The following is a 24,410-nucleotide window of genomic DNA, read 5'->3' as shown; positions in this document are numbered from 1 at the left end:
GGTGAACCCGATTCCGACGGCACCGCCCGTCGACTCCCGACCGGTACCGGACGGGCCCGGAACGCCGAGCCGGCGGCGACGCCGACGCCGCCGCGTCGGCCGGTTCACCCCGCGCGACATCGCGGTCATCGGGTTGCTGCTCGGCATTCCGCTGCTGCTCGACCTGGCGCTGATCTGGGGTCCCGCGCTGGCCTCGATCGGCCTGTCGTTCACCTCCTGGAACGGCATCACCGACATCGAGCCGGTCGGGCTGGACAACTACGTCAACATCGTCAGCAACTATCCGCCGTTCTGGCCGGCGGTCCGGAACAACCTGCTCTGGCTGGCCTTCCTCGGCCTGGTCGCCACCCCGTTCGGGCTGTTCCTCGCCGTGCTGCTGGACCGGGAGATGCGGTTCACCCGGTTCTACCAGACCGCCTTCTACCTGCCGGTCGTGCTCTCGCTCGCGGTCGTCGGCTTCATCGCGCAGCTCATCTTCTCCCGCGACTACGGCGCGGCCAACGCGATCCTCGGCCGGACCGACAACCCGATCGACTGGCTCGGCGACCCGTCGATCAACCTCTGGTCGGTGCTGCTCCTGGTCGGTTGGCGACACGTCGGGTACGTCATGCTGCTCTACCTCGCCGGGCTGAAGGCCGTCGATCCGACCCTCAAGGAGGCGGCGGCGATCGACGGCGCGGGCGAGGGGCAGACCTTCTTCCGGGTCGTCTTTCCGACGCTCCGACCGGTCAACGTGATCGTGCTGGTGATCACCGTCATCGAGGGGCTCCGGGCGTTCGACATCGTCTACGCGATCAACCGGGGACGCAACGGGTTGGAGTTGCTCTCCGTACTGGTCACCGACAACATCGTCGGCGAGGCCAGCCGGATCGGGTACGGCTCGGCCATCGCGGTGATCCTGCTGCTCATCTCCACCGGCTTCATCGCCGTCTACCTGGTACAGGTCTTCCGACGGGACGAGGCATGAGCGAACCGGTCAGGGTTGCCGATCGGGCCACCGACAGCCGCGCGGAAGGCGCCGACCGGCGGGTACGCGGCAAGCGCCCGGTCAGCCCGCTGCGGGTGGTCATCCGGATCTTCCTCTGGGTGGTCGCGCTCGGCTGGCTCGTGCCGCTGCTGCTTCCGCTGTACGCCTCGCTGCGGCCGTACGCGGAGACCGCCGCCGAGGGCTACTTCTCGCTGCCGAAGACGCTCAACTTCGACTACTACGTGCAGGCGTGGCGCGGCGGCAACCTGCCCACGCACTTCCTGAACACCCTGCTGGTCGCCGTACCGGCGGTGCTGTTCACGCTCTTCTTCGCCTCGTTCGTGGCGTTCCTGATCTCCCGACGTCGGCTGCCCGGCGGAAAGCTGCTGCTGATCCTCTTCACCGCCGGCAACCTGCTCCCCCAGCAGGTGGTGCTGACCCCGGTGTACCTGATGTACACCAAGCTGCCGCTGCCGTGGTGGATGAGCTGGCCGTCGGAGCTGGTCTACGACTCGTACTGGGGGATCATCGCCATCCACGTGGCGTTCCAGACCGGCTTCTGCGTCTTCGTGCTGAGCAACTACATGGACACCATCCCCCGGGAGCTGATCGAGGCGGCCACCGTCGACGGCGCCGGGGTGTGGCGGCAGTACTGGCAGGTCATCCTGCCGCTGGTCCGGCCGGCACTCGGCGCGCTCGGCACCCTGGAGTTCGCCTGGATCTACAACGACTTCCTCTGGGCGGTGGTGCTGATGTCCACCGGGGACAAGCTGCCGGTGACCAGTGCGCTGAACAACCTCCGGTCGGTCTACTTCACCGACTACAACCTGCTGGCCGCCGGCTCGATCCTGGTCGCACTTCCGACACTGATCGTCTTCTTCGTACTCCAGCGCCAGTTCGTCTCCGGTCTCACGCTGGGCGCCAACAAGGGCTGAGTTGTTCGCCGGACCGTTGACAGCCGCGCTTTGCTGGAGTGGTGACGCTCTATTACCGCGACGACACGGTACGGGTAACCTCCGAGGTCATCCACGCGAACGGGCACTCCGTACCGGTCGCCAAGGTGGCGTACGTCTGGCACGCCCGGGGACCCGGCTCGGCCCGTACCCGGGGACGGCTCGCCGGCCGGGGCGTACTCATCTTCCTGCTCTCGATCCCGCCGCTGGTCGCGATGGTCTGCGTGCTGTCGTTGGCGTACTCGGCGCAGGACCGGGGCCAGTGGAAGATCGCCGCGCTCGTCCTCGCAGTCTGTGCCGTCGGCGCACTGGCCCTCTACCCGTTCCTGGAACTGCCGCTGTACTGGCTCGACCGGTCGTACGAGCGCGGTACCCGGGTGCAGGAGCTGTGGGTGCAGTACCAGGGCCAGGAGGTCATGCTGCTCCGTAGTTCGGACGCGCTCCGGTTCGGCCAGATCTACCGGGCCGTCCAGCGCGCCATCGAACAGCACAGCCCGGAGGGCTGATTCGATCGGACGCGGTCACCCTTTCGTAGCCCGTGCTATTCCAGAGACCCGGGCGCCCCCGGCGTCCTCGGTGCTTGATACTGCAAGGAAACCCTCGTTCCCTCGGCGACTTTAACGTTCCTACTGATATATCCAAACCTTAGCGCTTCGAAAGGAACCCATACTTCGCATTTTCGCTTACCGGCCGCCACGAGAACCCTGCATTCTTCCCAGGACGACTCACCCCTAGGCGAGGCACCATCTATGCGAACCGTCGGCGCGGTCGTCTCATAGATGACCTGCGCACCCGTCCTAGGGTAGTCAAAATTGATGATCAGCTCGGCAAAGCCGGGCGGGATATTCCTCATCGAGCTGTTTGCGCCAGCCTCTCGTTCGGCATCACGGCTTTTCTCCTCGTCAGGCGCGATCTTCCCACCACCTCGGGTCTTGCTGCGTCGCGGCAGCTTGCCACCTAGCAGCCCGGCGAACAACGCGACCACCGATAGCCCCACACCACAAACAACTATCGCGATCTTGACGATCTGCACAATTCCAGTACCGAGTGTGAGGGCCAGATTTCCTGGACGGGTGTAGGTGCATTCCTGATGCTGAGGGTGTCGACAGAATTCGACGACATCGACCGCCATTCCCCGGTCTTCAGGGGTGACGACGGAGGCGTCAACGGTCGTTCGGACTGAACGACCGTCGACGAGTTCGACCACCATGGTGCAATTCCACCACATTCCGAAGCCATGTGTGGTTATCGGGCCGACTTCTTCGCAGCCGAGAACCTCTGCCGCGCCCGTCGCACGGTAGCCGGGACGAGTCACCATGTCACCGGAATAGAGGCTCTCGACCGTGGCTAGCGATAGGGCGACCAACAGCGTGACTGCGAGCACCCCCACCGCGAAGAACAAGCAGGCAACCATGGTCTTGACGTATAACACCACGCCATCCACAGGATCGCCCTTCCAGCTCATCCAGCGAGATTCGTCAGGATTCCTGAAATTAGATTCGGAGGTCGGAACTCGAAGCCATCCCCCACGTTCCCCGGAAGGAAGCTGTTGATCCCACCGGCAGCGACCGCTGCCGGTGCTGCGTCCTTCACAATACCTTTATAGAAGTGCACGGGACTCGTCAACGCCACCTTGTGGGCTTTAAGCAGCCCTTTGAATCCGGATGGAGTGAAGAGGGCCCGAGGATCCCTGTTGACGAGATTCTTGGTCGTAGCCCATCCATTACGGCCAGCCGTACCCACAACGTTACGAGCCAAGGCTGTCGATGCTCCGACGGTCCCCTTCTCAGCGATGCTGCCTCCGAGCCCCTTCACACCAGTAAAGACCGCACCTGCCCCCTTGCCCAATATCGAACCACCTACGGCACCAACCGCACCGCCTGCAGCGCCGAACGCCGCGCCGCCGAGGGCTCCGAGCATGATATCCCCGACGTCTCCGCCCTTGAGTCCGGCGGTCAGGCCTGCGCCAACCGCACCAGCGAGGGCACCACACGCAATGGTCCCGACGCCCAGCGTCAGCGCCGAGCATCCGACGCCGACCGCGAGACCGGCCAGAAAGCCGATGCCGTCTGGACTCTTCAGCCAGTCGGCGGAGGCGCTCGCGGCCTGCTTGACTTTTTGACCGTTTCGGCACCAGAAGCTCGCCTGGCACTTGTTCCGCTTACGGATGCCGTCGAGCGCCTTGTCGTACTTCTTCTTCGACTCACCGGTCAACTCGACCTGAGTGGTCACGCTGCCATCGGGGTTCGTGCAGCTGTAGGTACCCGTTCCACCGCCACAGTCGAACTTCAGTCCTGTGGGGTCGCTGAAGGTCACCGGGTTGTTGTTGGCGTAAGTGTAGCCGTGCATCTGCTGGGGGTCGGTGAGATCCATGATCGGGTCGATCGAGACGAACCGGCCGATAGCCGGGTCGTACTCCCGAGCGCCGAGGTTCACCAGACCCGTGGTCGAGTCCTGGTTGCCGTTGACGAAGCCCTTCTCCGACGGCCACTGCCCAGGAGCGGGTTGGGTGCCCCGCGCCTCACCGAACGGTGTCAACCGGCGGTGCAACACACCACCGGCGGCGTCGACCGACGCTCGCCCGGTGCCGTTGTGGTCCGGGGCGACGTACGACAAGCCGTTGATCCGGCGGACGATGGTGCCGCCACCCGGAATGGAGTAGTAGCGGGTCCCGTCGACGACCCGGGTGCTGTGGTCCAGCCGCAACTCCATGCCGGGCAGATAGAGCGTCGTCGCGCCCGGCTCCTTGCGGAGCAACCGGGAACCGTCGACGTCGTAGACGAAGCTGGTCGTCTTGCCCGCCTCGGCCACCGACGCCAGGTTACCCTCGGCGTCCCAGACCAGCGTCTGGTCCTTGCCCGGCCCGGTGCGCCTGGTCGTGTTACCAGCATCGTCATAGTCGTAGGCGTGCAACCGGCTCCCGCTGGGGTCCGTCTCCGTCATCCGGGTCAGCGTGTGCGGCTGCGGCTGCCCCGGCTGCGGATACTCGTACGTCCTCGTCTTCGCTGCCGCACTGGCCACCGCGTGGTGCGTCTCGGTCTTCCGGTTGCCGACGAGGTCGTAGCTGTAGGAGTGGTGGTAGGCAGCGATGCCACCGACACCGGTGGCAGCCGGTCCGCCAGCACACGGGTCGGTCGCGGTGCTGTCCGAGGTCCAGGCCCCTTCCATCCGGCGCAGGTAGTCGTAGCTGAAGCACTGGACATCCCGGGTGCCGCTCGGCGTGTCCGCGATCCGCTTGATGTTGCCGGCCGGGTCGTAGTCGTAGCGGGCGTCGGTGTCCACGATCGGGACCTCGCTGCGGTCGAGCCGCTGCCGGCTCAACCGCTTGGTGCCCTGCTCGAACTCGTACGTCGACCAGATCTTTTTCGTCCCGAACAGCACCTCGGACTGGAGTACCTCCCCGGTCGCGGAGTAGTCCACGTAAGTCAGGTACGGGTCGTCGCTGGTGGTGGAGATCAGTCGCTGCAAGCTGTCGTAGGTGTAGGCGATGCTCTCGTATGGCAGCCCGCCGCCGTCGGGCATCCCGGTCGCCTGGACCGTTCCGTCCCGGTTGTAGGCCACCCCGAAGTCATAGATGCCGGCGAGTTCGGCTCCCGCCTCCGTGGGGACCTCATATTCGGTGGTTTTCGCCCGGTAGAACTCGTCGTAGTTCGAGTAGAGGGTGTTGTACGCAGCCCCGTCCACAAACCGGGTGGCAACCGAGAGGGCGCCCAGCAGTTCCTGGTCGTATACCCACTGACTCAGCAGCTCACCGGTTTCGTCTGGTCCCTCATAGGTGGCCGTCTTGCGGCCGGCGGCGTCGTAGGTGTGATAGATCGTCGCGTCCACACCGTTGCTGGTGCTGATGAGCTGGTCGAGGTCGTCGTATGTGAAGGTGGAGGTTCCGGCGTCCGGGTCGACCATCTCGACCTTGCGGCCGCGCTGGTCGTACTGGTAGCGCCAGAGGTTGCCGGCCGGGTCCTCCACGGTGGCGAGCTGACCCGGCGGAGTGTAGGTGTACTTGGTCCTGTCGGCGTCCCCGGCCGGGGCATCGCCCTTGTACTGCCACGACTCGACGGCCTGCCCGAGGGCGTTCGTGAAGGTGGTACGCGGCGTACCGCCGGCCGGCGGGTCGACGCTCACCCAGTCGCCACCGTACGTCGTCGTGGTCCGCCACTTCTCCACACCGGCGACTGCGAAGATCGCCTCGCGGATTCGACCGGCACCGTCGTAGACGTTCAGGGTCTGACCGTCCACGTCACCGTTGACGACCGGAAGGATGTCAGCATTCGGTGACCCCGCGGCCTGGTAGGTGTCGTACGTCTTGTTGACCTGCCCGGTCGAGTCATAGAAGGTGTCCGCGACCAGTCGGGTGCCGTCCGGTCCGGGCGTCTGAACCTGCCGCGGTCGCAGCCAGGCGTCGAACCCCTGGTACTCGACCCGGTAGTTGAGACCACTCAGCCGGGTCTCGGTCTTGACCGCCGCCGCCTTGTCGGCGTCGATCAGGTAGGTGTACCTGATACTCGGCGGCAGGTTGAGCGCTCCCACGTTGTCCGGCAACCACACCTTGACCAGCCGGCCGAGCGGGTCGTGCTCGGACAGGGTCAGCAGGCCGTTCGGGTCAACCTGGCTTACGGGGCTGCCCCAGGCGGGGGCGTACTGCATGGTGGTGTCGTGCCCCAGTGGGCTGGTCTGAACGACCTTCGTGGTCAGCCCATCGGTTTCGGTGTAGTCGGTCTCCGTGACCCCGCCCTCCGCGTCGGTCACGGTCCGCGGCCGGCCGTAGTCGTCGAAGGTGGTCTCGGCCACCTTCAGGTAGCGTGCCGTCGTGCCGTCGTGGCTGGCCAACTCCTCGGTGCGGGTCGGGTTACCGCGCGTCGGTGCCACTCCGAACGCCTCGCCGTCGTACCAGGTCCGGCTGTCGCTGATCACCTGGGTCTTCCGGTCAGGAGTGGCGGCGCAGCCCACCGACACCGACTCCACCCGGGCCACAAGCGAGTACAGGTAGGCGGTCGAACTGTCGGCGTACGTCGTGATGGTGCACTTCTCGTCACCGGCCTTACCGACCTCGCCCTCGTCGTTGACCTGGGTGACCCGACCGAAGCGGGTCTCGAAGGTCGAGGTCGACTTCGTCTCCCGCCAGCGTTCGGTGCCGAGCGCCGTGAGATCTCGAACACTCGCGGTCTTGACGATGTACGCCCGCTTGACGATTCGATCGTCGTCGTCGTGCGACTCGGTCGCGGTGTTGTGCCGCCACGGGATGCTCAGAGTCTTGCTGAGCTGGGTCGAGCCGTTGAAGGCGATGCTCTCGTACTCGTGGCCGGCGTACTCGTCGTAGTCGGTGTGCACCGTTCCGGCCGAGTCGGTCACCGTGGTCGGCCGGGTGCCCCCGTCCGGATTCTTGTCCCCGAACATGCCCCGCAGGTAGCGGTGCTCGGTCCGGGTGGTCATATTGTCGATGCCGTCGCCGACAGAGACCTGGACCTTGCCGTATCCGCGCCACTCACTCCAGGTGAGGTCGTCCGGATCGGCGATGCCGTCCTTGTCGGCATGGCGCCATGCGGCGCCGTCCAGGTAGTTGTACCTGGTCACCGCGTCCGGTGAGTTCTGGGTACGGTCGGTCTCGACGATCTGGCGGACCACGTACTTGTGGAACCAGTCAGTGACCTTGGTGCCGCTGCCCAGTGGTTTCCACTTGACCGGAAAACAGCGCCTGGTGCTCCTGCCCTCGGTCGGCAGACTGCCGACGACGCAGTCGGCATCCATGTAGTTGACGTCGATCTGGCCGGCGGACTCGGTGTAGACGGTCGCCAGCCGGAACCGGATCAGCGGTGAGACGAAGTCATCGGGCCTGTCGATCCGGTTCGGCAACTGCAACCCGCCGAGCTCGACCGCTGGCATCGACTCGCTGCCACCGACCAGCCCGGTGTGCGTGATTTTATACAGCCACAGGGTGCGGCTGCCGTCACCGTTGTCGGTCAGCAGGTGGTCGAGCTTCCACTGGTCCACCGGGCTCCAGCCGGAGGCACCGCGGATCTCGGTCCTGATCGACGTGAGTCGCTTGCGGCTCCAGAAACTCGGGCCGATCTGGTCGACCGTGCACCTGGTGTCCCTGGCGCAGTTGCGATCCCACGGCACATCCGGCCAGTACCGCGCGGTGGCGCTCGTCAGGTCCTGCGGATCGCAGTCGACGTTGCCGGTGGGCAGACACCGCTCCTTGGTGTCGAAATGCACCCGGGCCGGTGCGTTGGTGCTGTAAACCTGCCCATCCCGCTGGCCGTAGTCGATGCGCTTGAGCCAACCGGCCCGGTGGTACTCGACGCCGACACGGTCGAACCGGGCACCCCGGGCGTAGTAGTTGCTCTCCCGCTCGTAGAAGTAGGAGGTGACGTTGCCGTACCGGTCCTTGACGTAGTCGAGGCTCCACCGCCACGCCTGATCGCAGTACGACTCCGCGAACGTCGGCTTCTTGCACGGCTCGTTGGTGTCGTCTCCGAAGACCGGCATGGTCCAGGTGGAGGCGGTCTCCTCCTTGTTCGCCGACCAGCCGGGCAGGCGGTTCCGGCCAAAGTAGTGCTGGGTGCCGTCGACGGTGGTGATCAGCCAGTACTCGCCGTCGTCGTCGCCGTTGGTCGCCCCGGTGAGCCGTTCGATCTTCGAACCATCGTCGCTGGCGAGCCGCCAGGTGCTGCCGTCCATGATCAGGTCGGTCGCGCTGCCGTTGAGCATGACCGTGGCGTTGTCGTACGCCCAGCACATGTCGCCGGAGAGGGAGTGCCCGTCCTCCACGCACGGCTTGTAGCGCCGCTCGATGTATCCCGGCTCGTAGCTGAACCCCTCGCCGAGCCAGGAGCCCTGATTGTTGGTCGTCGCGGTACGGCCATCGACCGCCTGGGAGGAGTAGGACAGGGTGATACCCGGCCCGGCACCGGCGGGCACCGGCGGCGTGCGGAGCGGATACGACCACGAGAAGCCACCGGTGGACGGACCGACTGACCATTTCGCCGACGCGGACAGCTTGGTCGCGCCGTAGTTGCCCTGCGACGACGAGTCGTCGGCCAGCATGGTGTACAGCACGCCGGTGTTCGCGGTGGCCGTCAGCTCCGCTGACAGGGTCCGGTCCGCACTGTTGTTCAGCGTCGGCACCGACTGCCCGACACACTCGGCCAGCTCCGGCGTCGTCAGGGCGCACTCGGGCAGCCGGGCGAGTCTGAGCCGGGCGCCGTAATCACCACCGAAGAGGCCGGCGATGCCCTCGTACCCGACAGTGACCTGGACCCGCCCCGAGGCCTGCTGGCCGTCGGATCGGCCGACCCGGAACATCGGCCCGGTAGCCCGGGTCGTCTCGGACGCCTTGCGATCCAGCACGGCGAGTCGGACCCGGTCCGGGACGGTTGCCTGACCCGCCGCCCGGCCGTCCGTCACGGCGGGCGTCGACGGTGCGGTCACCGAGACGGCGAGGCCGCCGACCTTCGTGGTGGGAGTGGCCAAGGCCGCCCGGCCGGTGGCCGGCGCCGAGACGGCGAACTCGGCGGCACCGGGAGCCGGCCAGGAAACCGGCTCCGGGTCCGTCGTCGATGCCGCAAGGGCGGCGTTCGGCGTACGCGGCTTCACCTCTTTCGGTGGCCGTTGGGCAACGACGCTGGTGTTGTTGACAGTCTCGGGGCGCTCCTTGACGGCCGGGGCGGCCGAGGCGGGACCGGCAGCCGCCTGGAGGAGGCTGGCACCCAGCACACCGGCCATCACCCAGCAGACCAACCGTACGGCGCAGCGGTGGAACAGGGCGGACGCCACCAGAACTCGGGAGAACATCGATTCCTCCACGTGCGGTTAGAGCGGGCGGGTCGGTGCCGGTCGTCGGGCCGGCCGGACGGACGGACCGGCCCGACAACCTGGGCGTCAGAGGATCGGCTGTTCCCGGGTGGAGAGATTGATTCGCTGGACCAGCGTCTGGTCGGCGACCCCGTCGTAAACCCGGACGTCGTCTACGGCACCGGACAGGTGCTCGCGATAGTCGTCGTCTACGAACGCCCGGCCGAGTTGCAGTCCTCCGACGGCCTGGAACGGACTGATTAGCTCGATCGCCTCGGCCAGTTCACCGTTGACGTAGAGCAGCATCTCCCGCACGTAGCCGTTGTAGACCACCGCGATATGGTCGCCCTTGCCGAAGGTCTTCGCCGGTGTTCCGGTGTCCCGCACGGTCGGCTCGGTGCCGGCCGCGTCGCTGTCGCGCACCACCAGCTCCCACCGTCCCTCGATGTTGCACCGGATACTGACGGCGCTGTTGTGCGCGCCCTTCAACGAAAAGACCGTCATCGGAGTGCCCGCACAGCTGCTGCTCAGCCTGACCCGGGTCGCGACCGAGAAGCTGCCGGCGGTGTCGGCGTTGAGCGTCGTGCCGGCGTACGAGGCCGGCCTGCCGGTGAGCGCCAGATGACCGCCACCGAGCAGCGCTGGTGCCTCCCGGGAGACGGAGGCCTCGGCTCCGAGGGTTTGCGCGGCACCACCGGCGTACTCCGGGCTGGTCGTGCCGATGGCCGTGTTGAACTGCCAGTACGCCTTACGGCGCGGCGCCGTTTTCTTCAGTGCGGCAATCTCGCCCGGCTGGATCAGCCGGTCGAAGATCGAGATGTCGGCCAGCTCGCCCGCCCAGTGGTCGATGTATCCGCTTTTGGTCAGCCGCCGGCCCAGTTGCACCGCCCCGCGCGACTTCGTCAGCGACCGCCGTGCGGCGGTGACCGCGTTCGAGTCGTTCACCTGCAACGACATGACCCTCTGGGCCCCGTCGTAGATGGCGGCCAGGTACGTCCAGTTGGTGGTCGCCCCGGGCACGGTCACCTTCCACTCTCCGAGCGAGACGACGTCGTTGACCGGCATCCGGAACACCCAGGCCCCACCCTCGACGCCGAGGCTGAAGCCCGGTTCGCCGGTGCCGTCCTGGCTGATCGCCACCTGCCGCCGGCTCGGATCGGAGACCTTCACCCACCCGGTGACCGCGAAGCTACCGGAGGTGTCGGGCAACACGTTGTTGGCAGTGCCGAGGTGGCCGTTCGGCGTTCCGTCGAGCCGGACCGCCGTGTCTGCGGAGCCACCCGGCCCGGGCACCCCGAACGTCACCCCGCTGCCCGCCGTCGCGTCGTGGCCGCCGAACGGGTCGTTCGCGATCCGGTCACCCGCCACGTCAGAGAGGGCCCATTGCACGGTCGGTGGGCGCTTGCCGACTCGGAACGTACAGGTGGCGATGCTGCTGGACCGACCGGCCCGGTCGACGGCCTGGACGGTGACCCAGCGGGGCCCCTCCCGGTCCGGCATCCACCGCAGGCTCACCGGCCCACCGTCGTACGGCGCGTCCAGCTCGGTCAGCGGATTGCTGTTGAAGCCGTACCGGTACTTGAACACGTCGTCAGCGGCGGAGTCGAAGGTGAAGTGCGCGTAGACGCCGATCGAGCCGCGCCATTCGTCGTCGGTCCGGCACAGGTGTGCGTCGGGCTCGCCGTTGTCCTCGGCGTCCAGGGGCAGGAGCTCGGCAGAGTCGACGTCCGGCGCGCTCGGACTCGTCCGGTCGATCTCGAACTCGCAGACGTTGCGGCTGCCCTCGGAACTCCACTGCCCCCAGGTCGTGTTGTCGCTGCCGCGGACGTCCCAGGCGATCACCGCGCCCTCCGGAATGTCGGACGGGACGTCGTAGGTGAACAGCGATCCGCTGGCCTTCAACGGGGTGATGGCGCTACGCGTCTGCGCTGCCCCGGTCGCCGACGTCCAGGCCAGCCGGAACTCGGCCTTCACCTGCTCGGTGTGCGCGGACGAGTGGTCCGGGTCGCGGATCACCGCTTGCAGCCGAGGCGGGACGTCGACGAACGGACGCCCCTCGCCGAAGACACATCCCCCACCCGGCGACTGGCGCAGGTCGGCCAGGCTCGGGATCGACGGCGCCCGGTTGTAGCGGACCGAAAGTATGCCGTTGTCGCAGAACCGCTTGCTGTGCTGCGAGTTGCCCTCGTTGGTGGCCTTCAGGCCGAGGGTGACCGAACTCCAGCCTCGGTTGGCAGCGAGTTGTACCGCCTCCAGCGCGTTCCAGGCCGCGTTCTGGTTGGTGGAGGTGCAGGTGGACTGGACGCTGCTGGGTGATCTGGTGTCCAACAGGTTCGCCCCGGAGCCCCAATTCGATCCGCCCGGCTGGTTGTTCCAGTTCGTCGAGGCGCTGACGCCCCGGGGCATCAGATAGAGCGACGCCGCGCGCGGCGTGGAGTTCCACGCGTGTTGCATCGTGACCCGGAACTCGGCAGTGAGGATCGTCCGGCCAGAGTACGGCGTGGCCACGGTGTAGAAGAGCCGCTTCACCTCGGAGCTGTTGCACCGCTCCGGACACAGCCCGATCCGCTCGTGCCGCTTGGTGTCGAACTTGTAGTACTCCTCGTTCGGATAGCCGCTGTCAACCATCGCCCAGGCGCTGTTGGTGGTGGCCTGCCAGACCGGGTCGAGGTAGACCGGCCAGTTCGTGGCCGGATCGGCGAGCATCGCGGCGTCCGGGGTCAGCGTGAGGACGCCGTTGGCGAGGGCCAGATCGACCGGTGCCACCTCGGCACCGTCCGACGGTCCCCGAGCCGCCTCGTGTCCTGCGGGATCGGCACCTGATCGGGCGCCCGGCTGCGGTTCTCCCTCGTCCGGCGAGTCACCGCTGTCCCACATGACCGGAGCGTCGGCCTCGATCACCGGATTGCCTGTCGCCGGATCGAGCGCGATGACTCCGCCGTTCTCCGTCTCCTGCAGGGCCAGGCCGACGGCCGTGACGCCGAGTTCCAGCGTCTGGAGTTCCGGCAGGCTCGCCGCCTCCGGGGTCTTGAGGACGATGACGTGCGAGAAGCCCTCGATCGTCGCGTTGACCACCAGATCGACGTCCGGGAAGATCTCCGAATAAACGGCCTGGTCGCCGGCGAGGGTCGGCGCGGGCAGCGAATACGGCCACTGGAGGGCGAGGGTCCGGCCCTCCCGGTCCACCACCACCAGTGGCGCGGTGCCGCCGCCAGAGAAGCGGGCGTCCACCAGCGCGGCGGTCGAGGCGATAGTGCCGTCCGGCCGCAGCGTCAGCGTCGCGTCGGTCGGCACCCAGGTGCCGTCCCTGATCACCCGTACCGCCTGGGCGTGGTCGTTGGCCACCAGTGTGCCGTCCGGCTGGGCGAAGACATCCCGGTACTCGCTGCGGTAGGCGAGCACCTCCACCGGCTGGCCAAGGGCCGCCGCCGCCACGGCCGCCTCGGCCTCGGTGTCCCGGACCAGTTCCTCCTCCACCGCCACCGACGTGGTGGGCGGCGTGTCCTCCGGCTCCGGCGCCAGCACCGCCGTGGACATCAGACCGGCCAGGCCGGCCAGCAGGCCGAGCATGAAGAACCGACTCCGCCGACGCGTACGACCAGCCACCCTGCCGTCCTCCCCCGTCACGCTGTGCATGTCCATGTGTCCCATCACCCGATCGCCGCGCCGAAAGCGACCTCGGCGGCGGGTAGGCCGCCCTCGCCCGGCCGCCACACCTTGACCGGCGTCGTACTGCCGGCAGCCAGACCCGACCAGGCCAGCGCGTACACCGAGCCGTCGCCGTACGGGCTGGCCAGGTAGAGGTGCTGCCGGGTCCCGCCGAGCCCCAGACCAAGCAGTTCCCGCCCGGCCGGGCTGCCCGGCAGGTTGGCGTTGCCCCGCGCGAGCAGCACCGAGCTGGTGATCGGGTTGGCGGCGGCGCCGAAGACCTGCACGACTCCCGCGTCCACCGCCCCGGCCAGATCCTGGCCCGGCGCCGCGACCGCGACCAACAGCGTCTGCGGGGTGGCCACGTCGCCAGGTGCGGTGTTCACCACCAGCACCCGCTCGCCGAAGTAGTCGCCGTCCTCGGCAACCCCGGGCAGTCCTTCGAAGCCCTGGCCGACACCGTTCACCCCGGCCGCTCCGGCGGCGCTGACGTGGAACCGGTGCACCTTGCCCGCGTCGGCCTTCGAATTGGCCCGGTCACCCGGGGCGCCGACCACCAGGAACGAGTCGGGCTGCCCGGCCGGCGCGCCGATGGGCCGGTAGCCGACCATCGACACCGACTTGCCGAAGTTGGCGTTGGCGAAGCCCGCCCCGCCGGTCTTGTCCGCGATCCACTTCGGTCGACCGGAGACCAGTTCGTGGCCGTAGACCGTGATCGCCCCGGCGAACTGTGCGCCGTTCGGCGTCGTCTCACCGGGCCGCCCGACCACGACGTGATACGGAGACCCGGACACGGCGTAGCCGAACCGGTCGTCGGTCTCGTTGCTGTCGGTGGAGCCGGTCACCGCCTGGTCGAGGACAACGTTGACCGTGCCGCGCAGGTAGTGGACCAGGCCGGCGTCGACCGCGGTGCCGAGGTCCTCGCCGGGTGCGCCGATCAGCAGGTACGACTCACCCGAGGCGGTCCGGCCGCCGGCCAGCGCGTACCCGAACCAGTCCTCCGACTCGAGCGCGTCCGGCGTGCTCCCCACGTCCTGGTGGTAGACCAACGACGCGGGCCCCTTGGCCAGCCCGGTGGGGGTGCCCAGCAGCACGTAGACCACGCCCACGTCGGCCAGGCCGTTCAGGTCCTCGTACGGCACGCCGACCGCGAGGTCGGTACAGCCGTCGTTGTTGGCGTCGTAGCTGGAGATGGCGGTGCCGAAGCCGTCGCCGGCCTCCGCTGTGTCGGAGACCTGGGCATTGTTCCCGTGGATGGTCTGCACCGCCCCGGTGCCGCCGTAGCTGACGTGGATCTGCCCGGCCTTCTCCTGCCCGTTGACTGTCGCCTCCGGATCGGCGATCGCGATGTCGCTCACCCCGTCGCCGTTGAAGTCGCTGTCGGTACCGGCGGTGCATCCGGTGACCGGCGGCGCGGTGACGTACACGGTCATCTCGCAGTACGACGACCAGAGGTCACTGCCGGCCACGCCGTCCGCCGCCTTGACCCGCCACCGGTACGTGCCACCGTCGACGAACGCGCCGGCCGGCACGGTCGCCGCCGCCGTGGCTCCGGAGGCGACCCCGGTGAAGGTGCTGTTGCCGATCGGCGTGCTGGCGTTCATCGCCCACCACTCGAAGACGACCGTCATCGCGGTGCCGTCGCCGTCGGAGACGGTGGCCCGCAACTGCGGGGTGAGCGTGTTGACCAGCGGCCGGCCGGCGCCGGTCGTACAGGTCGAGGCCGGCACCGTGGCCCGGGCGGTGACCGTCGGCCACGAGTTGTACGTCACCGACGCCTTCGGGTCCTCCGCCGCGACGGTCCCCTCCCGGGACCGGAACTGCTTGAAACCATCGGTCACGGTCTCGTCCGTGGCCCGGATGCCCATGAAGGCCCGGGTGCTGGCTGCGTTCGCGGCGCGCTGGAAGAGGCTCTTCCCGTCGATGGTGGCCCAGGCGTCGGCGCAGTTCTCCGATCCGTGCGTCGCCGTGGAGGCCGCCTCCTTCTGGTGCCAGATCGGCTGGCTGGTGAACGTGGTGGTGTAGGTGGAGGGATCGGTCGACCAGATCTCCCAGGAAACGGGGTCACAGTCCAACGGGTGCGACCAGAAATTCCACAACGACACCGTCGCCGCAGTGATCTGCTTACCGACCAGAACCGTGGTGTCCCAGCTGACGAAGGACCGGGCCAGGGTCGGCGGAGTCGTCGCGAGCAGGCCGATCTGGAGGTTGTTCTCCTGGTTCTGATCCGTGCTCACGGTTTCCCGGACGTACGTGTCGAAGGTGGTGGTCAACGGGTTGACCGTCGGGTCGATGGTGACCGGGAAGGCGGTCGAGCTGCTGCGCAGCCAGGTCGGGTCCGGGGTGAGGGTCAACTCGACCCGGTCGGCCCGGTTGGTGACGTCGGTCCGGACCGGCTTCCGCACCGCCGGGTCACCGGTGACCGTCTTCTTCGCGTCCCACATCAGCGGCGCCGGGATCCGGGCCGTTTCCTTACCCGCCCGGTCGGCCAACGTGATGGCGCCGTCCGGGTTCCGGCTCGACACCGCCGCCCCCGGACCGGTGAACGGGAACCGGACCTGGTCGACCTGCCCGATCGCCGAGCGCGTCTTGACCACCAGGAACTGCTCGAACCCGAGCCGGGTCGCCTCGACGACCAGGTCGACGCCGGGCAGCGCGTCCACGTAGGTGGCCCGGTGTCGGTCGAGAACCGGTACGGGCAGCCGGCCCGACCAGCCCATCGCGATCCGCTCGTCGCCGACGCCGACCGCGGCCAACTCGTGCTCGCCGGTTCCACGGGCCCCGGCGATCCGCAGCCCGTTCGGGTGCGCCACCGGCTCCACGCCACCATCGGCCGTGGGCCGCAGAGTAAGGTCGACCGGCACCCAGTCCGAGCCCTGCCGAAACCGCTGCACTCCGAGGGCGATGTCGGCCCGGAACTGCCCGTCCGGCAGCGCCCATACCTCGGTCGTCTCCGACGTCAGGCTCTCGACCTGCACCGGCGTGCCGGACCTCCGAGCCGCCGCCAGGGATAGCGCCTCGTCGGACTGGTTCTGCACACCACCTGAGACACCGTCCGGGCCGGCGGTGAGGTAACCAAGGGGCTCACCCGGTATGCCGATCAACGCAACCGCCGTGACCAGAGCCAGGCCAAGCCGGACAGCCGCAGTTATCGAGCCAGCCACGAACCACTCCCCCGTGTCGCTCCGTGATGTTCACGGAACTCTATGGATCGATTACGCAACACACAAGAGTGATTACAAACTGTAAGGACGCGTCGCACCAAAGTGGACAAGCGGGCCCTGCCTCATGACCCTGCGACATCATCTGAGGAACACGGACGTGCCCTGGAAGCGTTTGAACACAAATGATCCGGGCCTGACCGCGATCGCGCCGACAACCGCCGAAACTAGTCCGAAAACCGGTCCGGGTCGGCGGCGGCGTACCGATCGGCCAACTCGACCGTACGTCGGGCGGCGGCGACCATCGCCCGGTCCGCGAACCGGCCGTCCGGCAGTACCACCGTTCCCGAGTCGCGGGTCTGCGCCTCGGCCACCGCGTCGAGCAGTTCCCGGGCCCGGGACACCTCGTCGGCCGACGGCCGGAACGCGTCCACGATCACCGGAAGTTGCCGGGGATGGATCGCGGTCCGGCCGACAAAGCCCAGTCGCCGGCCGAACGCGCAGGACTCGGCCAGTCCGGCCAGATCGGCGACGTTGGCGTACACCGGCATCGTCGGCGGGGGCAGCCCGGCCGCACGGGCGGCGACCACGATCCGGCCGCGTACCCAGCTCAGTCCCTCCTCGGCGGTCACCCCGAGATCGGAGCGCAGGTCCGCCTCGCCCAGCCCGATCGAGGCGACCGCCGGATGCGCGCTCGCGATGTCGTACGCCCGCTCGACCCCGATCGCCGACTCGACAAGTGGATGCAGTGGTACGGCCACCCGCTCGGCGAGCGCCCGCAACGACTCCGCGGACTCCACTTTGGGCAGTCGCAGCCCGGCCAGCCCCGGCGCCTCGGCGACGGCGTCGAGATCGGCGGCCACGTCCGGCCCGGTCAGCTCGTTGACCCGGACGAAGACCGGCACCCGGTGGGCCGAACCGACGAACTCGGCGACGGCGTCCCGGGCGTACGTCTTGCGGGCCGCCACCACCGCGTCCTCCAGGTCCAGGATCACCGCGTCGGCACCGGAGTCGACCGCCTTGCCGAACCGGTCCGGACGGTCCCCGGGCACATAGAGCAGGGAGAGCAGCATCAGATCGCGCCTCCCGCCCGCAGTTCCGCGATCTCGTCGTCGGTGAAGCCGAGTGCCGTCAGGACGTCATCGGTGTCCTGACCGTGGCCGCGCCCGGTGTGCCGGATCTGCCCCGGCGTCGCCGACATCCGGAACGGCACGTTCTGCATCCGTACCGGCCCGAGGTCGGGGTCGGGGACCGACACCGCCGTACCCAGCGCCGTGTACTGCGGATCGGCCAGCACGTCCCGTACGTCGTAGATCGGCGCGACCGCCGCCTGCGCCTGCTCGAACGCGGCCACCACCTCTTCCCGGTCCCGGGCAGCCACCCAGGCCCCCACGGCGGCGTCGAGTACGTCCGCGTGCGCCGCCCGGCCGCCGCCGGTACCGAACCACGGCTCGTCGATCAGTTCCGGCCGGCCCACCAGCCGGAGTACCCGCTCGGCGATGCTCTGCGCACTGGTCGACACCGCCACCCAACGCCCGTCCGCGCACCGGTACGTGTTCCGCGGCGCGTTGTTGTTCGACCGGTTGCCGAGCCGGGGCTGTACGTAGCCGATCTGGTCGTACCAGGTGATCTGCGGACCGAGCATCGCCATGATCGGCTCGATGATCGCCAGGTCGACCACCTGCCCCGCCCCGCTGGCGTCCCGGGCCCGCAGCGCCAGCATCACCGCGTACGCGGTCGACATCGCCGTCACCGAGTCGGCCAGCCCGAACGGCGGCAGCGTCGGCGGACCGTCCGGCTCCCCGGTGGCGGCGGCGAATCCGCTCATCGCCTCGGCGAGGGTGCCGAACCCGGGCCGGCGGGCGTACGGGCCGAACTGGCCGAAGCCGCTGATCCGGGCGATCACCAGTCGGGGATTGACGGCGTGCAGTTCCGCCGGCCCGATCCCCCAGCGTTCCAGCGTGCCCGGGCGGAAGTTCTCCACCAGTACGTCGGCGTCGGCGACCAGCCGGCGGAGCACGTCCGCACCCGCCGGGTCGGAGAGGTTGGCGGTGACCGTCCGCTTGTTCCGGCCGAGCACCTTCCACCAGAGGCCGATTCCGTCCTTCGCCGGCCCGTGCCCCCGGGACGGATCGGGCTTGGCCGGATGCTCGACCTTGACCACGTCGGCACCGAAGTCGCCCAGGAACGCGGTGGCGAGCGGACCGGCGAACAGGGTCGCGAGTTCGATCACCCTGACCCCGGCCAGCGCCGCCGAGGCGCCTCCGCCTGCCCCTGCGCCCCCGTCTGCGCCTACACCGTCGCCTGCGCCGGTGACACCGTCGGAATCGCCGGAGTGGTTGACCGTCATGACGCACCTCCTGAGAACGGTTCAGTCTCCCCGGTTCCACGGGCATCGGACAGGTCGAGGTCGGGCAGGCCAATGTCCGGCAGGCCGACGTCGGGCAGGTCGACGGCGACCCGGAAGCCGACCGACGGGGAACGGCCCAGGCCGGCGCCGAGCGAGAGGAGTTTGACGGAGGCCTCCGGCGGCTGCGGGCCGCCGTCGAGATACCAGTCCGAGCCGTCGGCCCGGTACACCGCGCCGCCCTTGACGATCACGAACCGGGTACGTCCATCGGTGTGCTCGCTCTCGGTCAGGTTCCAGACCAGCGGCTCGGCCCGGCGCAACAGCCCCGCCTCGGCGGCGACCTGCCACTCGTCCTCGGTCGGCAGCCGTGCTCCGGCCCAGGCGGCGTACGCCCGCGCGTCCGCCAGCTCGACGTGGGTGGCCGGCGCGTCGGCCGGGCCCGGCAGCCGGCCCTGCGCCCACGGCCAGCGCTCGGTACGCACCGGGCGGTGGCCGGTGACCCGGACGAACTCGGCGTACTCCGCGTTGGTCACCTCCCGCTCACCGATTGCGAAGCGTCCGAGTTGGACGGTGCGGCGCAGGGTCACCTGCTGGTGCAGGCGGGGCGGCAGCGGCTTCCACTCGTCCACATAGGGCGCCTCGCCGTACAGGCCGGTCTCCCGGAGCCGGTAACGGACCAGCAGCTCCCGTCGCCCCCCGTCGACCGCCACCATTTTCGGCGGCAGGTCGGCCCGACGCACCACCGGTGCGGCCAGCCGGACGGCGGCCCGGGCCGGAAAGTTCGGATCGCCGTCGGCCGGCTCGTTCCGGGGCACCGGCAGGTCGACCGTGCTGGCGAGCACCGCCGCGACGCCACCGCCCGGAAGCGCCCCGCCGACCGCCACCCGACCGTCGCCGACCGGGGTGACGGTCAGTTCCGCCCCGCCGACGAGGTCGTACCAGCGGTGTCCCGGGCGTTCGCCGGTGACCAGCCACGGCCCGTCGTACGCGTCGCCCCGGTTGACGGCCGTCCACAGTGGTACGCCATCGTGCACCCAGCGCGAGGCGTACACCTCGGTTCCGGGGACGTGGTCGGCGAGCGGCGTCCAGTCCTGGGCGCGCAGCCAGTCGGCGTAGTCGCGCTGTACCCGGCGCATTCCCCGGAGCAGCGCCCGGTCCCGGTCGTTCCAGCCGACCCAGACCCCGAAGACGCTCTCCCAGACCAGTACCCCGACCCCGTTCAACCAGGCCGAGTGCAGCTCGTCGAGATGGCTGCGGTGCCAGCGCCGGGTGTGGTGCAGCACATGCCGCCGCTCGAACCACTTCGCCCGCAACACCCCGGGTACCGGCGAGTCGGCGAACCACTGTGCCCAGGACATCGCGTGGTCGGCGATCCGGGCCAGCGGTACCCGCGATTCGCCCTCCAGCGCGATTCCCGGCCGTACCGCGTCAAGAGTCTTACGCAGCTCGCCGGCCCCCTCCTTCAGGGTGTCGAGGAAGACCCCGTCCACACCCAGCCAGCCGGCGAGCGCCGCCACCTCGTCGGCGTCGGCCCGAGACTCCCGCCGGGTGCCGACGTCCCACGGGTTGTAGTCGACGAAGACCCGTACCCCACGGGCCTGGAAGGCGCGGACCACCTCGGGCAGCTCCGGAACCTGCCGGTAGAAGTCGAACTGGTTGCGGTCGTCCAGCCCGATCACCGGGTACGCGTGCCAGAGCACCACCCCGTCGAAGCCGCCGAAGTCCCGTTCCGCCTCGTCGAGGAAGCTCTCGACGGTGAAGACCCCGCGCGCGAAGTCGTACAGCGACTCGTCCCAGAGCCAGGCCAGGCAGACGCTGAGGCAGTCCCCGGCGATCTCGTCGTAGTGCCCGCCGTCGTAGGCCAGGCGCCGCCGCGCCTCGGTACGCCACCGGGCGAGCTGGGCCCGCCAGGCCGGCCAGTCCGCCGGATCGTCCGGGGCGGCGAAGATCTTCCCCTCGTCCAGCACCGACAGGTCGGCAGCGGGATCCAGGGGTACCACCGTCGGCAGGTCGATCGGCCGTGGCACGTACGGGTTGACGGTCATGACGTCCCTCCCCGGCCCGCCGGTGCCGTGGTCGGATAGGTCCGGGCGTAGAGGGCGTCGATCTCGTCCCTGGTCGGCAGCGCGCTCGACGCGCCCGGCCGCCGGGCACAGGCGGCGCCGGCCGCGCAGGCCCAGCGGAGCACCTCGGTCACCGCCGCCGGCCGGGCCGGCCCGCGCCGCTGCGCCCAGGCCACCGCGAGGGCGCCGGTGAAGGCGTCCCCGGCGGCCGTGGTGTCGACCGCCTCGATGTTCGGCGCGGCGACCTCCAGCCGCAGCCCGGAGCGGTCCGCATACCGCGCCCCCTCGGCGCCCATCGTCAGCACGACCCGGGGCACCAACGCGACCAGCGCGTCCAGCAGCCCGTCCGGTTCCGCGGGCCCGCCCTGGCCGGCGACGACGGCCGCCTCGACCTGGTTGACCACCAGCAGGTCGACCGCGTCGAGCAGTTCCGCCGGCAGCGGCCGGGCCGGCGCGGCGTTCAGCACCACGGTGGTACCGGCGTCCCGGGCCCAGCCGGCGGCCTGGACCACCGCCGACAGCGGCACCTCAAGCTGGCACAGCAGTACGTCGGCCGCCTCGACGACCGCCCGGTCCGGCTCGGCCAGGCTGGTCAACTCGCCGTTCGCGCCCGGCGCGACCACGATGATGTTCTCGGCCGAGGCGTCCACCGCGATCAGCGCCACCCCGGACGGGCCGGGCACGTTCCGCAGTCGCCCGACGTCCACACCCGACTCCGCGAGGTTGGCCCGGAGCTGGTCGGCGAAGCCGTCCTGCCCGATCGCGCCGACGAACGCGCAGGTCGCGCCGGCCCGGGCGGCGGCCACCGCCTGATTGGCACCCTTACCTCCGGGTACGGTGCGCAGCGCGTCGCCGAGCACGGTCTCCCCCGGCCGGGGCAGTGTCGGCGTCGTCACCACCAGGTCCAGGTTCGTGCTTCCCACCACCACGACCCGGACCGGCGCCGACCCGGTCGATTCCGCTGTCATGACGCCTCCCCGGCGACGGCCAGTTTCCGGGTACGGTCGGCCAGCTCCGCGAACTCCACCCCGTCGAATCCGGCGACGCTGCTGCGCAGCCGACCCCGCAGCGGGGCGGTCCACTCCGTCGGCAGCGCCCCGGCACCGGTCAACGCACCCGTGATCGAGCCGACCGTCGCGCCGGTCGAGTCGGTGTCCCAGCCGCCGCTGACCACCGCACAGATCGACCGGACCAGGTCGCCGCGCCCGTACGCCAGCGCCGCCGCGACCAGGGCCGCGTTGTTCCGGACGTGTACCCAGTGCAGCTGGCCGTGCCGGGCGTACAGGGCGTCCAGCACCGGTTCCCAGTCGCCGCCCGCCGCCGCCGCACCGAGGGCCCGGGCCTCGCGGACGGTCGCCGCGAACCTGCTCTGCGGCGGCAGCACCGACTCCCCCGCGTCGAGTACGGCGTCCACATCGGACGCCACCACCGCCGCGGAGGTCATCGCCGCCACCCAGAGCGCCCCGTGGACACCGCCCCGGACGTGGCTGACCGTGGCGTCCCGGTACGCCAACTCGGCCGCCAGGTCCGGTCGGCCCGGACTGACCCAGCCGTACACGTCGGTGCGGATCTGGGCACCGATCCACTCCCGGAACGGGTTGTGCCGCAGCGCGGTGGCCGGCGGGACCAGTCCCAGCAGCAGGTTCCGGTACGCCACCCGCTCGGCGGTGAAGACCCGGCCGCCGGGCAGCCAGTCCAACCACGCCTGGGCGACGTCGTACCCGGTGAAGTTCCGCCCATGGGTCTCCAGCACCCACAGCGCCAGCAGCGCGAAGTTGAGGTCGTCGTCCTCCGGCATGCCGTCGATGTTCTCGGCGAGGCTGTTCACCGCACTGCGCCGGTTCCACGGCCACCGTGCCGCGACATCGGCCGGCAGGCCGGCGGCGGTGAAGTAGCCGCCGAGCGGCCAGCGACCGGTGGACTCCAGGATCTCCCGGATGCCGGGCCGGGGGATCTTCTCCACCGGCTTGCCGAGCAGGCAGCCGACCGCCCGACCGAGCCACCCGCCGTGCAGCCGGTCGGGGTCCGGCGGCCCGCCGGGCAGCCCGGACGAGGCCGGCCAGGTCGCCCGGATCTCCGTCAGGGCCTGCGGCTCCGTCGCCGACCCGGCGGCCGGCAGCGCGTCGCACTCGTCCAGCAGTTCCGCCGCCAACGCCCGCAGTTCCGGCCCGGCCGGCACCGGAGACGCTCCGCTGACCGGCGGCACCGTCGACCCGCCGGCGGCGGCCCACCGCCGGGCGATCGCCGAGACTTCGCGACCCTCGTCCGCGCTGGCCACCAACTCGTGCGGCAGCAGATCCTCCGGCTGTACCCAGGTGAGCCGCATCGGCCGGCCTCCCGCCGTCATGACAGGCCGGCGAAGCGCTCGGCCCGCCGGCTGAACCGCTCCCGGTCCAACGCGAAGACCTCGGTGGCCACCTCGGCCAACTGCCGGGCGGGTTCCACCAGGTCGGTGCGGGACGCCTCGGCGACCACGCTCGACCATTCCGCCGGCACCGCCGACGCGCCGCCGAGCGCACCCGCGACCGCACCGGCCATCGTCGCGGTCGAGTCGGCGTCCCGGCCGTAGTTGACCGCCCCCAGCACCGCTGCCCGGAGGTCTCCCCGGGCCACCACCAGCATGCCGAGCGCCACCGGAAGCTCCTCGATCGAGTGCAGCCGACTGGGCCGTCGCGCCCCCAGCCCCGGGCTGCGGTACTCCTCCCCGACCGTGTCGTACGGCGCCACGGCGGCGCGCAGCGGCGCGATCGCCTCGCGCCAGTCGGCGTACCCCCGGGCCTGTTCGACCACGGCGGCGATCGCGGCCCGGGTGCCGTCCTGGGCCAGGTCGAGGACGGCGGTCAGTACGTCGTCGACGCTCGCCCCGGGCGCCATCGCCGCCGCCACGGCCGCGGCGAAGACGGCGGCGGCCTCCCGCCCGTAACTGTGCTGGTGGGCACCGGCGATCTCGACTGCCTCGGCGTACGCGCCGGCCGGATCACCGGCGTTCACCACTCCCACCGGAGCCATGTACATCGCCGCGCCACAGTTGACGATGTTGCCGACACCGCCCTCCCTCGGGTCGGCATGGGCGTGGTGCAGGCGGGTGACCAACCACCGTTCGGCGGCGGCGAGGCGGTGGAAGGTCACCCCCTCCCGCTCCAGGTCCGGCAGGTAGACCACCCGCTCGATCAGGTCGGGCACCAGCAGGTCCACCACGTCGTACGCGTCGAGGTGGTCCCGCTTCCTCGCGTACGCCCGCACCAGCGCGTGGGTCATCAACGTGTCGTCGGTGAGGTGCCCGTCGCCCTTGTGGTACGGCGCGAGCGGCCGCGCGGTGGCCCAGTCGGCGTGGAAGGGTGGCGCGATACCGTCCACCCAGCCTCCGTAGCGGGCCTGGATCTGCTCGGGCAGCGCCGTTTCCGTGGCCCCGCCGAGGGCATCGCCCACCGCGGCGCCGACCAGGCAGCCGACCGACTTGTCGAGCAAGAGTTCCAT

The 24,410-nt window shown here is 69.7% G+C and carries 13 protein-coding genes; 3 read left to right on the top strand and 10 right to left on the bottom strand.

Annotated elements, in window-relative coordinates; all coding sequences use genetic code 11:
* The first annotated feature begins 1 nt into the window (after window position 1).
* From H4W31_RS16320 to H4W31_RS16310, 3 genes are read left to right on the top strand one after another with little or no spacing between them, the layout of a single operon-like run.
* Window positions 2-967, top strand: a complete 966-nt coding sequence (locus tag H4W31_RS16320; protein WP_192767440.1) for a carbohydrate ABC transporter permease — start codon at window positions 2-4, stop codon at window positions 965-967.
* Complete coding sequence (locus H4W31_RS16315; protein ID WP_192767439.1) at window positions 964-1,902, top strand: carbohydrate ABC transporter permease; 939 nt, start codon at window positions 964-966, stop codon at window positions 1,900-1,902. The genes H4W31_RS16320 and H4W31_RS16315 overlap by 4 nt, the downstream gene beginning before the upstream one ends.
* 41 nt (window positions 1,903-1,943) lie before the next feature.
* Entirely contained in the window at window positions 1,944-2,426 is a 483-nt protein-coding gene (locus H4W31_RS16310) for a DUF6232 family protein (RefSeq protein ID WP_192767438.1), read from the top strand.
* A 35-nt stretch (window positions 2,427-2,461) separates the two neighbouring features.
* On the opposite strand, the gene H4W31_RS16305 is transcribed toward H4W31_RS16310, so the two are convergent.
* From H4W31_RS16305 to H4W31_RS16260, 10 genes are all read right to left on the bottom strand, one after another.
* Window positions 2,462-3,385: a DUF6346 domain-containing protein gene (locus H4W31_RS16305; protein WP_192767437.1), complete on the bottom strand. Its 924-nt coding sequence runs from the start codon at window positions 3,383-3,385 to the stop codon at window positions 2,462-2,464.
* The gene (locus tag H4W31_RS16300) at window positions 3,382-9,711 is read right to left on the bottom strand and encodes an RHS repeat domain-containing protein (RefSeq protein WP_225945554.1); all 6,330 of its coding nucleotides are present in this window, start codon (window positions 9,709-9,711) and stop codon (window positions 3,382-3,384) included. Before H4W31_RS16300 ends, H4W31_RS16305 begins: the two co-directional genes overlap by 4 nt.
* A gap of 87 nt (window positions 9,712-9,798) precedes the next feature.
* Window positions 9,799-13,269, bottom strand: coding sequence for a LamG domain-containing protein (locus H4W31_RS16295; protein ID WP_225946678.1), 3,471 nt, complete (start codon window positions 13,267-13,269; stop codon window positions 9,799-9,801).
* Between the two features lie 92 nt (window positions 13,270-13,361).
* Window positions 13,362-16,523: a DNRLRE domain-containing protein gene (locus tag H4W31_RS16290; protein WP_404825593.1), complete on the bottom strand. Its 3,162-nt coding sequence runs from the start codon at window positions 16,521-16,523 to the stop codon at window positions 13,362-13,364.
* 224 nt (window positions 16,524-16,747) lie between these two features.
* A complete protein-coding gene (locus H4W31_RS16285; RefSeq protein WP_192767435.1) occupies window positions 16,748-17,593 on the bottom strand; it encodes an HpcH/HpaI aldolase/citrate lyase family protein in 846 nt (281 codons plus the stop codon).
* A complete protein-coding gene (locus H4W31_RS16280) occupies window positions 17,593-18,870 on the bottom strand; it encodes a CaiB/BaiF CoA transferase family protein (protein WP_192767434.1) in 1,278 nt (425 codons plus the stop codon). The genes H4W31_RS16285 and H4W31_RS16280 overlap by 1 nt, the downstream gene beginning before the upstream one ends.
* Window positions 18,867-20,915: an SUMF1/EgtB/PvdO family nonheme iron enzyme gene (locus H4W31_RS16275; protein ID WP_192767433.1), complete on the bottom strand. Its 2,049-nt coding sequence runs from the start codon at window positions 20,913-20,915 to the stop codon at window positions 18,867-18,869. The genes H4W31_RS16280 and H4W31_RS16275 overlap by 4 nt, the downstream gene beginning before the upstream one ends.
* A complete protein-coding gene (locus H4W31_RS16270; protein ID WP_192767432.1) occupies window positions 20,912-21,901 on the bottom strand; it encodes a ribokinase in 990 nt (329 codons plus the stop codon). Before H4W31_RS16270 ends, H4W31_RS16275 begins: the two co-directional genes overlap by 4 nt.
* Complete coding sequence (locus tag H4W31_RS16265; protein ID WP_192767431.1) at window positions 21,898-23,259, bottom strand: ADP-ribosylglycohydrolase family protein; 1,362 nt, start codon at window positions 23,257-23,259, stop codon at window positions 21,898-21,900. The genes H4W31_RS16270 and H4W31_RS16265 overlap by 4 nt, the downstream gene beginning before the upstream one ends.
* Before the next feature lie 17 nt (window positions 23,260-23,276).
* Entirely contained in the window at window positions 23,277-24,410 is a 1,134-nt protein-coding gene (locus H4W31_RS16260; RefSeq protein ID WP_192767430.1) for an ADP-ribosylglycohydrolase family protein, read from the bottom strand.

It is taken from the genome of Plantactinospora soyae, assembly GCF_014874095.1.
Classification (GTDB): domain Bacteria; phylum Actinomycetota; class Actinomycetes; order Mycobacteriales; family Micromonosporaceae; genus Plantactinospora; species Plantactinospora soyae.
Note: the sequence above shows the minus strand (reverse complement) of the source record. Positions and strands in the feature narration are given on the sequence as shown.